The sequence below is a fragment of the Paenibacillus sp. HW567 genome, from assembly GCF_000374185.1.
In the GTDB taxonomy this organism is placed as follows: domain Bacteria; phylum Bacillota; class Bacilli; order Paenibacillales; family Paenibacillaceae; genus Paenibacillus_AQ.
Genome location: NZ_KB910518.1, coordinates 5,673,313 through 5,687,363 on the forward strand (window position 1 = coordinate 5,673,313; position 14,051 = coordinate 5,687,363).

Here is a 14,051-nt window from a genome sequence, read left to right on the forward strand (position 1 = left end):
TGTTGCGGTAACGTTAATTAATATGTTTGGGGAGGTAACGGCCTGTGTCCGAAATTAAAGTACCCGATTTGGGCGAATCCATTTCCGAAGGAACCATTTACAAATGGCTGGTGAAAGAGGGCGACACCGTCGGCCAGGGGGATGTGCTGGCAGAGTTGGAGACCGACAAGGTCAATCTGGAGATCAGTGCGGAGGAGGACGGCGTCATCTCCTCCATCCTGCGCCAGGCCGGCGAGAACGTGGCCGTCGGCGAAGCGATTGGCATCATCGGCAGCGGCGCAGGCACGGCAAGCGCCGCTGGGCCGGGGGCCGCTGAGGGCGGCAAGCCGGCCGTGGCGGCAGGCAGCGAAGCTCCTGCCGCGGTTCGGGCAGCGGCGCCTGCGCCCGCTGCCGAGGCTGCCGCCGCGCCCGAAGGGGCGGCGGGCACTGCGGCCCTGGCTTCGCCGGGGGCGCGCAAGCTTGCGCGGGAGCGGGGCATCGACCTCGACGAGGTCACCGCCCGCGACCCCATCGGCCGGATTGCCCAGGCCGATGTGCTGGGACACGGCGCAGCCGGGCCGGGGGCCGCTGCGCCAAGCGCTCCGGCGGCAGCGGCCCGGCCGGAGCCGGTGAAGCCTCCAGCGGCGCTGGGCAAAGCGCCGCTGGAGGACGGCAAAGCCGTCGAGCGCAAGCGCATGTCGCGCAGACGGCTGACGATAGCCAGCCGCCTGGTCGAAGCGCAGCAGACGGCGGCCATGCTGACCACCTTCAACGAGGTGGATATGACCGCCATCCTCGACATCCGCAAGCGCCGCAAGGATGCCTTCAAAGAGAAGCATGATGTCGGACTCGGCTTCATGTCCTTCTTCACCAAGGCCGTGATCGGCGCGCTCAAGGCCTATCCGCTGCTGAACGCAGAGATTGACGGCGAAGATCTGCTGATCAAGAAATACTACGACATTGGCATTGCCGTGGCCGCCAAGGAAGGACTCGTGGTCCCGGTTGTCCGCGACGCCGACCGGCTGAGCTTCCCGGAAATTGAGCGGCAGATCGGCGGGCTGGCCTCCAAGGCCCGCGCCAACACGCTCAGCCTGACAGAGCTGCAAGGCGGCACCTTCACCATTACCAACGGCGGGGTATTCGGCTCACTCTTGTCTACACCGATCCTCAACACGCCGCAGGTCGGCATTCTCGGCATGCACAAGATCCAGCTCCGTCCAATCGCCCTGGACGAAGAAAGAAGCGCCAACCGCCCGATGATGTACATCGCCCTCTCCTACGATCACCGGATCGTAGACGGTTCAGAGGCGGTTAGCTTCCTGGTCAAAGTCAAGGAGCTGCTCGAAGACCCTGAAGCCTTGCTGCTGGAAGGGTAACCTTCCATTAGTATCCTTTAATCCTGCGCCCATAGACAAACAGGCATCCGGAGAGCGAACGCTCTGCCCGGATGCCTGTTTTTGGTTATGACTGATGCTTCTCAGAAGCAGCTTTGCCTGGATTGATATTTACGCTCCGGCTGCTAACTTTTAAAAGAATTCCTGCACAGAATACAACATTCCCCTTATAATAATGACCAAAATTCATAATTGTTGTACGAAATGCAGGATTTCCGCTCCTATAAGCGATTTAGCAGGATAATTCTTGTATTTTCTACAACAATCTCTCCAAACAACCAGGTATCTGTGAACCGGAGTTGCATTATCTACAACTTTACTAAAAACTATACCAACAAGACTTCAGCACTTTGCACTCCAGCACTCTGTCACTTCCACACTTCCGCACTTAGCACTTCCATAACGCTGCCCGCCGCAGATTCCTCTAATCCACCAGCCATAACTAGTCTGCCTATAATACGCCGTGGATTAGCTCTGCAGCCAGCTCCAGCAGCTTCTCCTTAGTTAAAACCCCGTTACCGTAGGTACTAATCGTGTAATATACATCCTGTTTCTCGTTGTACCAATTCAGATAATGATAGCCGAACCCCGGCTTAATATCCGGCCTGCTTACATCAGTATAAAGGATCTCTCTGCCTTCTACCGTAAGCTTCTCCGTGCTCATGTTAGAATCCTGGTACACCTGCATAGAGCCGCCCTTCATCAGATACGCGGTTATCCCGATGACCGCCCCCTGCTTGGTATACCTTCCGCTAACAGAGCTCGCTTCAGTCCAGGGAACTGCCTTCATGAATAGATTTCGCCCGGTGTTCTGACGTGCCTCAGCGATCAGCTCGTCAAGGGTCTGACGGTAAAGCGGATTGTCGTCGTACTGCTCGTCAGAAGGGCTACCGGGAGTAATATCACCATTATCAAACACATAGCCCTTAGCTTCCTTGGGCAGTATAGGGGTCTTCAATTTTTTCATTTCTGCAAGAAACTGCCCGTAATCCGTCAGACGCAGCTCTTTTCTTGCAAACTGCAATGCAGATTTCGCTCCTTCGTAGAGCTTCTCTCCCCGGTAGTAATAGGCAATTAATTCCCCGGGTTTAGCAAAATCCATTATCTTATATGCATATTTGTAATACGGTGCAGGAACTGCCGGATTCAAATCCTTATTCGGAACCGGTATTTCCTGCACTTTAACCTCGCCTGCCTTGTTGCGGATCTGAATGTACTCCGAAGCCGCATAACCTGTGACGGTGATCAGCAGGAGCATAGCCATCATTCCTGTGAAGGCCGTTGTTTTACCAGCGAACCGGATTCTGCGCGTACTTTGCCTATGGTGTAACTTCAGATCCAGTGTCCGAATGCGGGCCATCACCTTGTCTGTAACTTCAATGTCGTACAACTGCCGCTCAGGAACTGCCGCCGCCTTTATATCTTGGTACTCATTACTGATTCCTGTCCGTCCCATGACATCCCCTCCTCCGTTTGCATAGTTTCCCGTATTTTCCGTTTAATCCGCTCCATCCGCTTATGCAATGCATTGGGGCTGAGCTTCAGGATGCTGCTGATCTCAAGAAAGCTCTGTTCTTCAAATACCCGCAGCACAAGTAAATTTCGTTCCTCGAACGACAGCCGCCCAAGTGCCTCCTCAAGCGCCGGACTGTAGAGCCGCTCATCCAGCTTCTGCTCCGGGCTGAGCGCTACCGCCTCCTGCCGGAACAATCGTATGAATTGCCCCTGTATCCGCCGCCGGCGCAGCAGATTAAGACAATGATTGCCTGCGATCCGGTACAGCCATGCCGAGAAGCTCACCACCAGCTTGTACCCCCGGATGGACTGATAGGCTTTGACCAGCACATCCTGCACCGCATCCTCCGCATCCTGCCGGTTCCCCAGCATCCGGCAGCAATAGCGGTAGACGGGCTGCTGATACACTTCCACAATATAAGAGAAGCATTCTCTCTCCCCCGCTTGCACTCTGACAATGATTTCCTCCACCCGCTGCTTATCCGGTAAATCCTGTTGTGACGTTGCCCTCACCTCCTTGCTTGTATACCTCTATAACACCCGGCTCCTGCAAAAAGTGCCTGCCCGGCCCAAATTTTTATTTTAGTCCCGCCGATCTCTGATATGAATAGGAATTCGCCAGACTTGGAATTCCCTCCTCTCCGTAAACCAAAAAAGAGACATCCCCATCCGCTCACGCGGACTTCCGGATCTCTCTCTTCGGTACTATTCTCTTTGTCTGTTACGCTCTCAAGCCGACACAAAATCTATATATGGTCAAGCCGTATGCCGTGAAGGCTTCAGGCTTATTCCCTTTTCTCTGGCCTGCTTCTGCACCGGCGGCTTCAGGGATACCGCAACAATGCAGGCCAGGATGCACAGAAGTCCGATAACAATGAAGGTAGGCTTGAACCCGCCGAGGTAAGCGGCAATGAACGAGCCGGACAACGCGCCAATGCCGAAGCCCTGATAGACAATACCATAATTCTTGCTATGGTTCGCAAGGCCGAAGAAGTCGCTGACAATGGCCGGGAACACCGTAATGTTACCTCCGAAGCAGAAGGCGATCGCTGCCACACAAGCAAAGAACAGGCCGTAGCTCAAGTCTGCGAAGCTGAGGGTCAGCATTGCGGCAGCGGTAACCGCCAGCGTAACGCTGACCAGCTTGAGCCGGCTCATCCGGTCGGACAAAGCGCCAAGAATAAGCCGGCCTGCCGTATTGAAGATCGCAATCATAGCCACGGCATTAGCTGCTGTCGTCACATCCAGTCCAGCCAGCTTCACGCCGATATCCTTGACGATGCCGATCAGATAAAGGCCGCTCATGCAGGCGGTGAAGAAAATAATGAACAGCAGGTACGCTTCCTTCGTGCGGAGCATCTCTTTGACCGTGTAGTCCTTCGGCGCACCTTGTGTACTTTTTACATTAGCAGCCTCTGTCTTGGCGGCTGCTGCCACAGGAGCCTCACGGACCAGCAAGGAGCCGGCCACGATCATAATCATGACGATAAGGCCCCAGTACAGAAAGGCATCCGACACGCCTGCCGAGTCAATCAGACTGCCGTTGATATATTTGAAGATCAGGCTGCCTGTGCCGTAAGCGCCGACGGACACGCCGGAGATCAAGCCTTTGTTCTTAGGGAACCATTTAATCAGATTGGACAGCGAAGTAATATATGCCGTTCCATCCGCGTACCCGACCACTACTCCAGCCAGCAGATAGAACATCGGAAGGGAGCTGGCCTGCGAGCTTAAGATCAGACCCAGCCCTAGCATTATCCCTGCGGCAGCGGTCAGTCTGCGGAGGCCGAACCGGTCCTGCAGTTTCCCCGCGAACAGTGTCGCGAAGGCCAGGGCAAAGCTGGTGATGGAAAAGGTTATCGAAACAGAGCTAAGCTCCCACCCGAATTTACTGACAAGCTGTGCATTGAACAGGCTCCAGGTATAAATTGTGCCCAGTCCCATCTGCATAATCACTGTTCCGAGCACAATGAGCCATCGTTTGCTGCCGGCTGTAGTTGTAGTCATGGGTTATTCCTTCTTTCTCTCAATTGTCGCTCCAAGGCCTTCTTTGCCTCTTCATTGTAGCGAAAATGCGCTTTTTTGAGAGAAATCCGGAATGAGATGACGAATACAGGGAATGAGCTGCCGCTAAATGCGCATGATCTGCCTGAACTCCTTCACCTTGCTGCGGCTGACCGGCACTTCAAAGTCCAGATCACTCAGCCGGAGCAGGTAGGTATTGTTGAACCAAGGGATAATCTCCTTGATCCTGGACAGGTTCACGATATACGAACGGTGACAGCGGAAGAATCGGTCCTGCGGAAGCCGGCTGTGGAATTCGCTGATGCTCAGGGCCATGCTGTATTCCTCATCTTTGGTAATCACGCTTGTCGTCTTCTCCTGCGCAGAAGCATAATAGATTTCATCGGCATCGACGACGATGATTTTCTCATTTTTCCATAGATTGACCTTGTCGCTGACCTTTATATGCCCCTCTTCCCCCTGACGGCCGCGCGCCGCAAACGCCCCCTCAAGCTTGCCCAGCATCGCTTTGATCCGAGTCTCGCTGTAGGGCTTCAGAATATAGTCGAAGGCTTCGATCTCGAAGGCCTCGGCGGCATGCTCCTTGTAGGCGGTGATGAACACAATATAGGGCTTAACCGAGAACCGGCTGATATTCTGGGCCAGCAGCACACCGTCAATGGAAGGGATGTTGATATCCAGAAAAATAACATCGACCTCCTCCGTCTGAAGATACTTCAGCGCATCCAGCCCGTCCTCGAACTCGGCGGCAATCCTTATGGCGCTGTGCGCCCCGATCAGAAAAGCAAGCTCCTGCCTTGCCAGCACTTCATCCTCAACAATTATCGCTCTCATCGCTGCTCCTTTATGACGTCAAAATAGATTTCCGTCCCCTTCTCCAGCCGGTGGATCGTCAGACCCGTGCCGTAAATCAGCTTCACCCGCTGATGCACGTTATACAGCCCGATTTTGTTATCCGGCATATCGCCGCTGTAGACCTTCTCAATCGTCTCCCCGCTGATCCCGATACCGGTATCCGTAATGCCGATCCGCACGGCGCTTCCCAAATCTTTTACCGAAATGGTCACCGTGCCTTGGCCCTTCACCTTCAGGATACCATGCACAATCGCATTCTCCACCAGCGGCTGAATGATCAGGCTGGGAATGCGCACCTCCACCTCGTCGATATCATACTCCACGGCCAGGCGGCTGCCGAAGCGCGCTTTTTCAATCTCCACATACTGCTGCACCTGCTGCAGCTCGCGCCTTATATCAATGAATTCGTCGGTCAGCTCCAGATTGTACCTCATATAACCCGACAGGTTGACGATCAGCTCCCGCGCCTTGTCCGGGTCGATGCGGATGGAGGAAATAATCGCGTTCAGCGCATTGAACAGAAAATGGGGATTGATGCTCGTCTGCAGTGCCTTCAGCTCCGCCTTATTCGCCATCTCCTTGATGCCCTCTACCCGCGACACCTCCATCAGCGTAGAGATGATCTGCGACAATCCGACCGCCATTGCCTGCAGGGAATAGGTGATTTTGTGGGCTTTGGTGTAATAAATCTTGAGCGCGCCTGTGACCTCTCCCTTCTCCTTGAGGGGGATAATAATCAGAGACCGGATAGCCCGGTTCATATACTCTGTATCGTCATCGCGGATTGTAATCTCGCCGCTTCGGATCGTCTGCTTCGTTTCCTCGCTGATAATCTCATTCGTTTCGGTATAATACTCTTCCCCCACGCCAACATAGGCACGGATATAGCGGGTATCGGTAATCGCTACCGCATCAGCCCCGATGTCCTCCTTAATGATCCCGCAAATGATCCGCAGCGACTCGGGATTAATATTGCGGAAATACGGCAGCGTCTTGTTGGCAATATCCAGCGCCAGCTTGGACTGCTTCGCGGCAATCCGCTCCTTCTCTCCCTCTACGCTCTGAATGAGCATGACAATAAGCCCCACACTGATCTGGCCGACAATCATCGGAAAAGCAATCTTCGAAACGATGTCCGCACCAAGTGACGCCGGATTGGCCATCACCAGAATCAGCACCATCGTCAAGGCTTCGCAGACCATCCCGGCCAGGATGCCCGCGATCCAGCGGCGCTCCGCCGAAGTGCGGCGGTAAATGACGCCCGAGACAATCCCCGCAGTTATGCTCGTAATCAGGCAGGGCACCGAAGTAACGCCGCCGATATCAATCAGAAACCGGTGTACCCCGGAGATCAGGCCGGTAATCAGCCCCACCCACGGACCGAACAGAATCCCCCCGGACATGATCGCGATGATCCGCACATTCATTAGGGAGCCCTCAACATTAATCCCCGTATAAGTCCCCAAGATGGCGAACAGGCTGAAAACAACCGTCACCATCGCCAGCTCCTGAGGGGCATAAGCCTCCTTCACAAAAATCTCCTTAAACCGCGGCACCCGGGTCAGCACGAACAGGCACATCAGCAGCAGCGCCGCTCTTTCGAACAATTGCAGCAGTATCGTCAGGTTATGCAGCACACTCACGCCTCCATAGGTCAATCTATCGGTCCATTATAAGACTTGCCGCTCTGGATAAGCAATTAATCCAGCGTTAGTCTGATATAGAAAAAGCCGTCTCAACGCAGATAAATCCGCGTTTGAGACAGCTCATCTTAAGATAGCTTGAAACTCAGGCTCCCGCCCGTTCCAGTATGCTGCGCGCAATCCATACCCCGGCAGCTCCCGCTTGGGCCAGGCCGCGGGTGATGCCCGCTCCGTCGCCGCCGCAGTAGAGGCCGGATATTTCCGTCTCCAGGTTCTCCGTAAGCTTCGGCCGGGCGGAGTAGAACTTCGCTTCCACTCCATAGAAAAGGGTATGCTCGGAGGCAATACCTGGAGTCACTTTCTCCAGCGCCTCCACCATTTCGATCAGACTCTTCATAGTGTTATACGGCAGCACCAGCCCGAGATCGCCAGGTACGGCTTCCTTCAGTGTCGGCTCCAGAAAGCCTTCCTTAATCCGCGTTTCCGTAGAACGCCGTCCGCGCAGAATATCGCCATACTTCTGTACAATGACCCCGCCGCTGGACAAATCATTGGCCCGCTTGCAGATTTCCCGGGCATATTCATTCGGCTTGTCAAAAGGCTCCGTAAAGGTATGCGAGACCAGCAGCGCAAAGTTGGTATTCTTTGAGCCAAGCGCGGGGTCCTTGTAGGAGTGCCCGTTGGCCGCCATTACACCGCTGTGATTCTCCACGACCACATGCCCGGATGGATTGCTGCAAAAGGTGCGGACGCGCGTGCCTACGGATGTATTGAAGACGAACTTGCCCTCGTACAGATGCTCGTTAATCTCGCGCATAACCACATCCGAAGTTTCCACCCGGACACCCACATCGACCTGGTTGTTGTACATTTTGAGCCGGCGCTTCTTCAGCACCTCGGTCAGCCAGGCCGAGCCGTCACGTCCCGGAGCGATCATTACTTTATCCGCCTCATAGCTTTCACCGTTCTTCAGCGTAATTCCCGTAATGCGGTGTGAGCCATCCTCCTTGACTGTAACGATATCCTGTACCTCAGTCTTGAAAAGCATATCAATGCGTGTCCGCAAATATTCATATATGGATTTCAGAATTTCTAAATTTTGTTCCGTTCCGAGGTGGCGCACCTGCGCCCGCAGCAGTTTAAGCCCGGCAGCGTATCCCCGCTGCTCAATGCTCCGTATGCTCTCGGTTGTAGGATCGGTAATTACCGGCGTGGCCCCGTGCTCCAGATTGATGTCATCCACATACTGGATCAGCTCCAGCACCTTCGATGGCGCCAGATAATCCGTCATCCAGCCGCCGAACTCGGTGGTGATGTTGAACTTGCCGTCACTGTAGGCTCCCGCTCCCCCGAACCCGGCAGTAATAGAGCAGGCAGGCAGACACCCGGCGAATTCCTTGCGGCCTGAGGCCGGCGGGCAGAGCTTGATTTTCTCCTCCAGAATCGGACAATTCCGCCGGTAAATATCATGACCCTTGTCCACAAGCAGCACCTTCAGTTCAGGCGCCTTAAGCGTCAATTCATAGCAGGCGAATATTCCGGCCGGACCTGCACCCACGACAATCACATCATATTTACTCATCTGTTCTCTGTTCCTCCCAGGAAGAAACGGCATCTAAAAGCGAACTATTTAAGTTGAACTTTAGTTTTTCATATTTGGGCCTAGTCGTAACTGCGGGGAATGTTTGGACTTCCGGCCGCTGTTGTCTACAGATTTCTTGATTTATACCGCTCTTAGCGGATGAAATCCGTAGACAAAGGCGGACGCTATCGCTCCTCCAGTTCCAAACTTCCCCTCCGTCACTTCGGCCCTTTTTATGTTTTCTTTAGTTCAACTTATATAGCAAGGACCTTACCCGTTTCTGCGATAAATGTAGAGCTTCTTACACGCAGGCACAAAAAATCCCGGCTTCGTATAGGTATGCAAAGTGCACCCTATTCGTAGCCAGGAATTTACGGTTCCCTGTAGAAACCCCCAAACCTTATCTTCGGGGATATACGAACAGCTTATCAATGGATTATGAGCCACTTGAAATTCTACAGAATATATGCGAATGTGTCAAGGAATTTCAACGATAATAATTCGTGTTTTGTGTAAAATTTATAGATCGAATCCACTAGCATCACATATTAACGCCCGAAACACGAACATTATTCAATGAGAGCATCATGGGAGGAAAAATGTATTTTTTGTCGAATATATAGAGATATTGCCACTGGAAAAGAGGAACATCTTATGCACATCCCACCGCCGACTCCTCGACAAATGTATTGGAACCGTGTGATCCTCAATGCGCTCTGGGTGCTGCTGCTTGTGTACCTGGCCAGCCAGTTATTTGTTTCCTTCTCCATGTGGGGGCATCGCCCCGAGCTGTCCGGCGGACATTATTATATTTCCAGTGTGCTGATTCCAGATTGTATTATATTGGCCTTAATGCTTGTTCTGGAGGCTATTGGCAAGTGGCGGCCTCTGCTGTCCGAGTTGTCTATTGTTGTTGTAAGCCATTTGTTCGCAATTGTGATCATCATGAATCTCAGCTCCGAATTCCATGTGAAACCGCTTATTATGCTTCTTCCCTTATTGGTATCCATACTATATCTGAGAAAAGGCTTCCTAAACGCCTCATCCATCATCTGCCTGCTGTATATCATCCTGTTATTTCTGAATACATCGGCTTATGATTATACCCTCCGCATTCAGAATATTATTATCGCACTTGTCTTTACGGGGACCTCGCTGGCCGGGTTTGGAATCATTGCCCGGGGCCGCGAGCTTGTACAATCGCTGGAGAACTCACTGAAATCGGAACAGGATCTGCGCATCCAGAATATCATCATGGACCGCCTGTCCAAGATCGACCCTTTGACGGATTTATACAACCATAAGACCTTTCACGAATACCTGGGCTGGCTGATTGAGCAGCAACAGAGCACCCCTTTTCCCATGCAGCTCGCGGTGATGGACATTGATAATTTCAAAAAGGTAAATGATCAACACGGACACTGGGTAGGCGACATTGTACTCAAGCGGGTAGCGGCAATGGTGCTGAAGCACATCGGCTCGGATGACTTCGCTGCCCGTTACGGGGGAGAAGAGTTCGTGGTTATTCTGACTGCCAAAAGGCCCGAGGATTCACGCGAGATTATGACACGGATTCTAACGGGCATTGCCGCCATGCGGATCAGTGAAATGGAGAATCAGCCGGTGACGGTAAGCATCGGCATACATATTTATAAGAATGAGGACACCAAAAGCTCCACCTTTCAGCAGGCAGATGATGCTTTGTACGAAGCGAAAAAAACCGGAAAGAACAAGATCATCGTTATGTGAACTATTTCCAGAAAAAAGCGGGTCCAGAGCACTGAAGCTCCGGACCCGCTTTTTTTGATATAAAACCTTTACTGCAGGCAGTCGGGTCCATGCCGTCTCTGAGGTTCCAGCAGCTCTAGTACTCCTTGCTGCGGCACCGGACGGCTGATTAGATAGCCCTGCACCTTGTCACAGCCCGATTCCTTGAGGAAAGCCCACTGGCTGGCATCCTCCACCCCTTCAGCTACAACATCCAGCCCCATTTTTTGGCCCAGAATAATGATGGTCTGGACGAAGGATTGGCTGTAGGCCTTATCCGCCAGGGAGTCGATGAAGATCTTATCCATTTTGATTGTAGAGATCGGAAGTTGCTGCAAATAGCTCAGGGAGGAATAACCAGTCCCGAAATCATCCAGAGCCACGCCGATTCCCCGCGCCTTCAGAAACTCAAGCTTGCTGACCGTGCTTTCAAAGGATTCCATAAAGATCGACTCCGTGATCTCCAGCTCAAGGCAGTCCGGCGCGAGGCCGCTCTCCTCCAGACTATCCAGCACCATATCCACAAAATCCTCCTGCAGCAGTTGAATGATTGAAATATTGACCGAGATTTTGTACGGAATTCCGGTGCGGTCATTTATACTCTTCATGAAGCTGCACGCCTCTCTGAGCACCCATTCCCCGATATAGATAATCAGCCGGGAATCTTCGGCAATCTTAATAAAGGAGAGCGGCGACACAAAGCCCAGCACCGGACTATTCCAGCGGATCAGCGCTTCAAAGCCGGAGATCAGCTCGGTCTGAATATCGACCTGAGGCTGGTAATGCAGCTCGAACTCATTGTTATTCATCGCACTGCGCAGATGCTTCTCAATGTTCATCCGTTCATTGAACACGGTATGCATGGATTTGTCATAGACCACATAAGTGCTTTTGCCTTCCTCTTTGGCTCTGTACATTGCGACATCGGCATTCTTCAGAATCTCTTCCGTAGTCCCTCCGTCTTGCGGATAGAAGGAGATCCCGATACTTACGGAAACGTACAGATTGCTCTCTCCGATCAGGAAGGATTTGCGGAAGGCGCGCAGAATATCCTCCGCCAGGCCAAGTACAGCAGCACGGTCCTCCACGTCCTTGATAAATACTACAAATTCATCCCCGCCAAGCCGGGACAGCATGTCCCCCTCACGCACAACCGACTCCAGCCGCTCGCTGGCCTGACGGATCAGAGTATCTCCCGATTTATGGCCTAGCGTATCATTGATGTATTTAAAATTATCTGTATCCACGAACAGCAGCGCTGCCTTGCCTCCCGGACGGCGGAAATAGCTCTCCATCGTCTCCAGCAGCCAGATGCGGTTAGGCAGATTGCTGAGCGAATCCATATAAGCCAGGCGGTGCATATTCTTCTGATTCTCCAGCAGCAGATCGTATTGGCCTACAAGCTCCTCCTGGGTGGCTGTAAGCTGCTCATAGGTGGCTTCAAGCTCCTGGTAGCTGTTGTTCAGCTTGAACTCCGCCTGCTTGCGTTTGCTGATATCAATCAGGGAGCCCAGGAACAGCACAATCTTGTCTTTGGAATCAACTATTGCCTTGCCGCGCGCTTCGAACCAGATATAGTTGTTGTCCTTGGTGCGCATGCGGTACTCGATTTCAAAAATAGAGGACAAGCCGCTTAGATGCTCTTGCCGGGCCTTGCGCGCAGCCTCCTCATCCTCCGGATGGATGATGCTCAGAACGCCGCCCTCAAGCGAGTTGATTTCCTCCTCCGTGTAGCCCATAACCTCATACCAGCGTTCTGACAGCTTGTAGGCGCCGCTCTCCCAATCCAGCTCCCACATATAAGCACCGGAGCCTTCGGAGGCCAGGCGGAAGCGGCGTTCACTGACCCCAAGCTTGTCGAACTGATTCTGCAGCTCCACCTCTGTCGCCGCCAGCTCTTCATAAGCGGATTCCAGCTCCTCATAGCTGAGCTGCAGCTTGACTTCGTTCTGCTTACATTCGTCGATATCAAGTCCCACGAGCACAAAAATATCCTCTGCCTGCTGGTCCATTCCCCGAATGAGAGTGGTCCGGATCGAGAAATACCGCGCCTCGGGCGAATAGCCCGGAAGCTTCAATTCCACATTGCTGACGTAATCCTTGTAAACCGCTCTGATGAGCAGCTCTTTAAGCATCGAGGCATCGCCTTCAAGGTCTGGGATGTCATCCAGGCTCATCCCCAGCACCTGCTTCTCTGCAAGCCCGGTAATCGCTGCGGCATAACGGTTGAAGCGCACAACCCGTTTATCCGCCTGGACCGCCCAGACGATCATGCCGGTATGCTCTATCACATCCTCGAAGAATTCCTGTTCAGAATGAATGGTTCGCCGGAGATGTCTGATATAGATCCTAACCGCAGCTATGCCAAATACCAGCAGACATGCACCGATAGCGATTCCCCAAATAATTCTGTTCTGGATCATGGATCTGTACGAATCGGAATGAGCGAAAAAATATTGCTGATACAGCTCTTCAAAAGCTCCCGAGCGCTGCAATTGCTCAATCCGGGCATTAATATAGGAAACCAGCTCAGGCCTCGACTTGCTGATGCCATAAGCCACATCCTGGGGGTATAAATCACTCATTTTGCGAATAATATTGCCTGTTAAGCCCTGCTCAACGATTAAATAGTCGACAACTCCCTGATTTTCAAACAACAATTCAACTTCGCCTTTTTGCAGAGCCTCCAGTGCATCCGGTACTGTTGCATATTCTATGTATTGTGAGACTCCCGCTTTGCCGCGCAGCACAGCTTCAGAGTATTGCCCCTTGCCTACGCCGATTTTGTAATGTTTCAGGGTGCTTAGCTGTACTTCTTCCTGAAGCGCCTGCCGCGCATACACGGAGATATAGCTCTTGAGTACAGGGAGGGAGAACAGGGCTTCCTTTTTCCGCTCCTCGGTTACAGCCATAAGTCCCGTTGTATCAATGTCGCCTGCGGTCAGCCGCTTGTATGTATCTTCCCATTCGCCGGTGCTGTAATGAATCAGATAGTCCTGCTTCTCAAAAATCATACTTGTCAGGTCAATATCAAAACCGGTGAGATACCCGTTCTGAGTATATTTATAAGGCGGATAATCCAATTCTGCCCGGTACCTTATATCCTGTCTTTCGGCATGAGCGGCAGCAGGGGATGCAAGCATGAGCATAATGCTAATCAGAAGCAAGAGTTTACACCGCTTCATCGCAATTCTCCTTTTTCCCAAAAATCGGCTAACAGCATTTATACCAAAATATCCATTCGACAAAAAATGGTAGGTTTCCTGCTAATCCCGCTGAATCCGAGATAAA

General features: G+C 52.5%; 9 protein-coding genes and 1 riboswitch. Of the genes, 2 read left to right on the top strand and 7 right to left on the bottom strand.

Going from position 1 to position 14,051, the window contains the following annotated elements:
- Positions 1 to 44: 44 nt before the first annotated feature.
- A complete protein-coding gene (odhB, locus tag B212_RS0125275; RefSeq protein ID WP_019914016.1) occupies positions 45 to 1,355 on the top strand; it encodes a 2-oxoglutarate dehydrogenase complex dihydrolipoyllysine-residue succinyltransferase in 1,311 nt (436 codons plus the stop codon).
- A 469-nt stretch (positions 1,356 to 1,824) separates the two neighbouring features.
- On the opposite strand, the gene B212_RS0125285 is transcribed toward odhB, so the two are convergent.
- From B212_RS0125285 to B212_RS0125310, 6 genes are all read right to left on the bottom strand, one after another.
- A complete protein-coding gene (locus tag B212_RS0125285; protein ID WP_019914019.1) occupies positions 1,825 to 2,829 on the bottom strand; it encodes a hypothetical protein in 1,005 nt (334 codons plus the stop codon).
- On the bottom strand, positions 2,790 to 3,401 hold the full coding sequence (locus tag B212_RS0125290) for an RNA polymerase sigma factor (RefSeq protein ID WP_019914021.1): 612 nt from the start codon (positions 3,399 to 3,401) through the stop codon (positions 2,790 to 2,792). Before B212_RS0125290 ends, B212_RS0125285 begins: the two co-directional genes overlap by 40 nt.
- A 243-nt stretch (positions 3,402 to 3,644) precedes the next feature.
- A complete protein-coding gene (locus tag B212_RS0125295) occupies positions 3,645 to 4,895 on the bottom strand; it encodes an L-lactate MFS transporter (RefSeq protein ID WP_019914022.1) in 1,251 nt (416 codons plus the stop codon).
- 123 nt (positions 4,896 to 5,018) lie between these two features.
- Entirely contained in the window at positions 5,019 to 5,747 is a 729-nt protein-coding gene (locus B212_RS0125300; protein WP_019914023.1) for a LytR/AlgR family response regulator transcription factor, read from the bottom strand.
- Positions 5,744 to 7,348 (bottom strand): LytS/YhcK type 5TM receptor domain-containing protein, encoded by a 1,605-nt coding sequence (locus B212_RS0125305; protein ID WP_442950123.1) that lies wholly within the window; start codon positions 7,346 to 7,348, stop codon positions 5,744 to 5,746. The genes B212_RS0125300 and B212_RS0125305 overlap by 4 nt, the downstream gene beginning before the upstream one ends.
- Positions 7,349 to 7,556: 208 nt before the next feature.
- Positions 7,557 to 8,993, bottom strand: a complete 1,437-nt coding sequence (locus B212_RS0125310; protein ID WP_019914025.1) for an NAD(P)/FAD-dependent oxidoreductase — start codon at positions 8,991 to 8,993, stop codon at positions 7,557 to 7,559.
- 340 nt (positions 8,994 to 9,333) lie between these two features.
- A riboswitch (purine riboswitch) is annotated at positions 9,334 to 9,433 on the bottom strand.
- Positions 9,434 to 9,647: 214 nt separating this feature from the next.
- On the opposite strand from B212_RS0125310, the gene B212_RS0125315 reads away from it, so the two are divergent.
- A complete protein-coding gene (locus tag B212_RS0125315) occupies positions 9,648 to 10,742 on the top strand; it encodes a GGDEF domain-containing protein (RefSeq protein ID WP_019914026.1) in 1,095 nt (364 codons plus the stop codon).
- Between the two features lie 68 nt (positions 10,743 to 10,810).
- Here the strand turns inward: B212_RS0125315 and B212_RS33450 are convergent, their stop codons facing one another.
- On the bottom strand, positions 10,811 to 13,945 hold the full coding sequence (locus B212_RS33450) for an EAL domain-containing protein (RefSeq protein ID WP_019914028.1): 3,135 nt from the start codon (positions 13,943 to 13,945) through the stop codon (positions 10,811 to 10,813).
- Positions 13,946 to 14,051 lie beyond the last annotated feature (106 nt).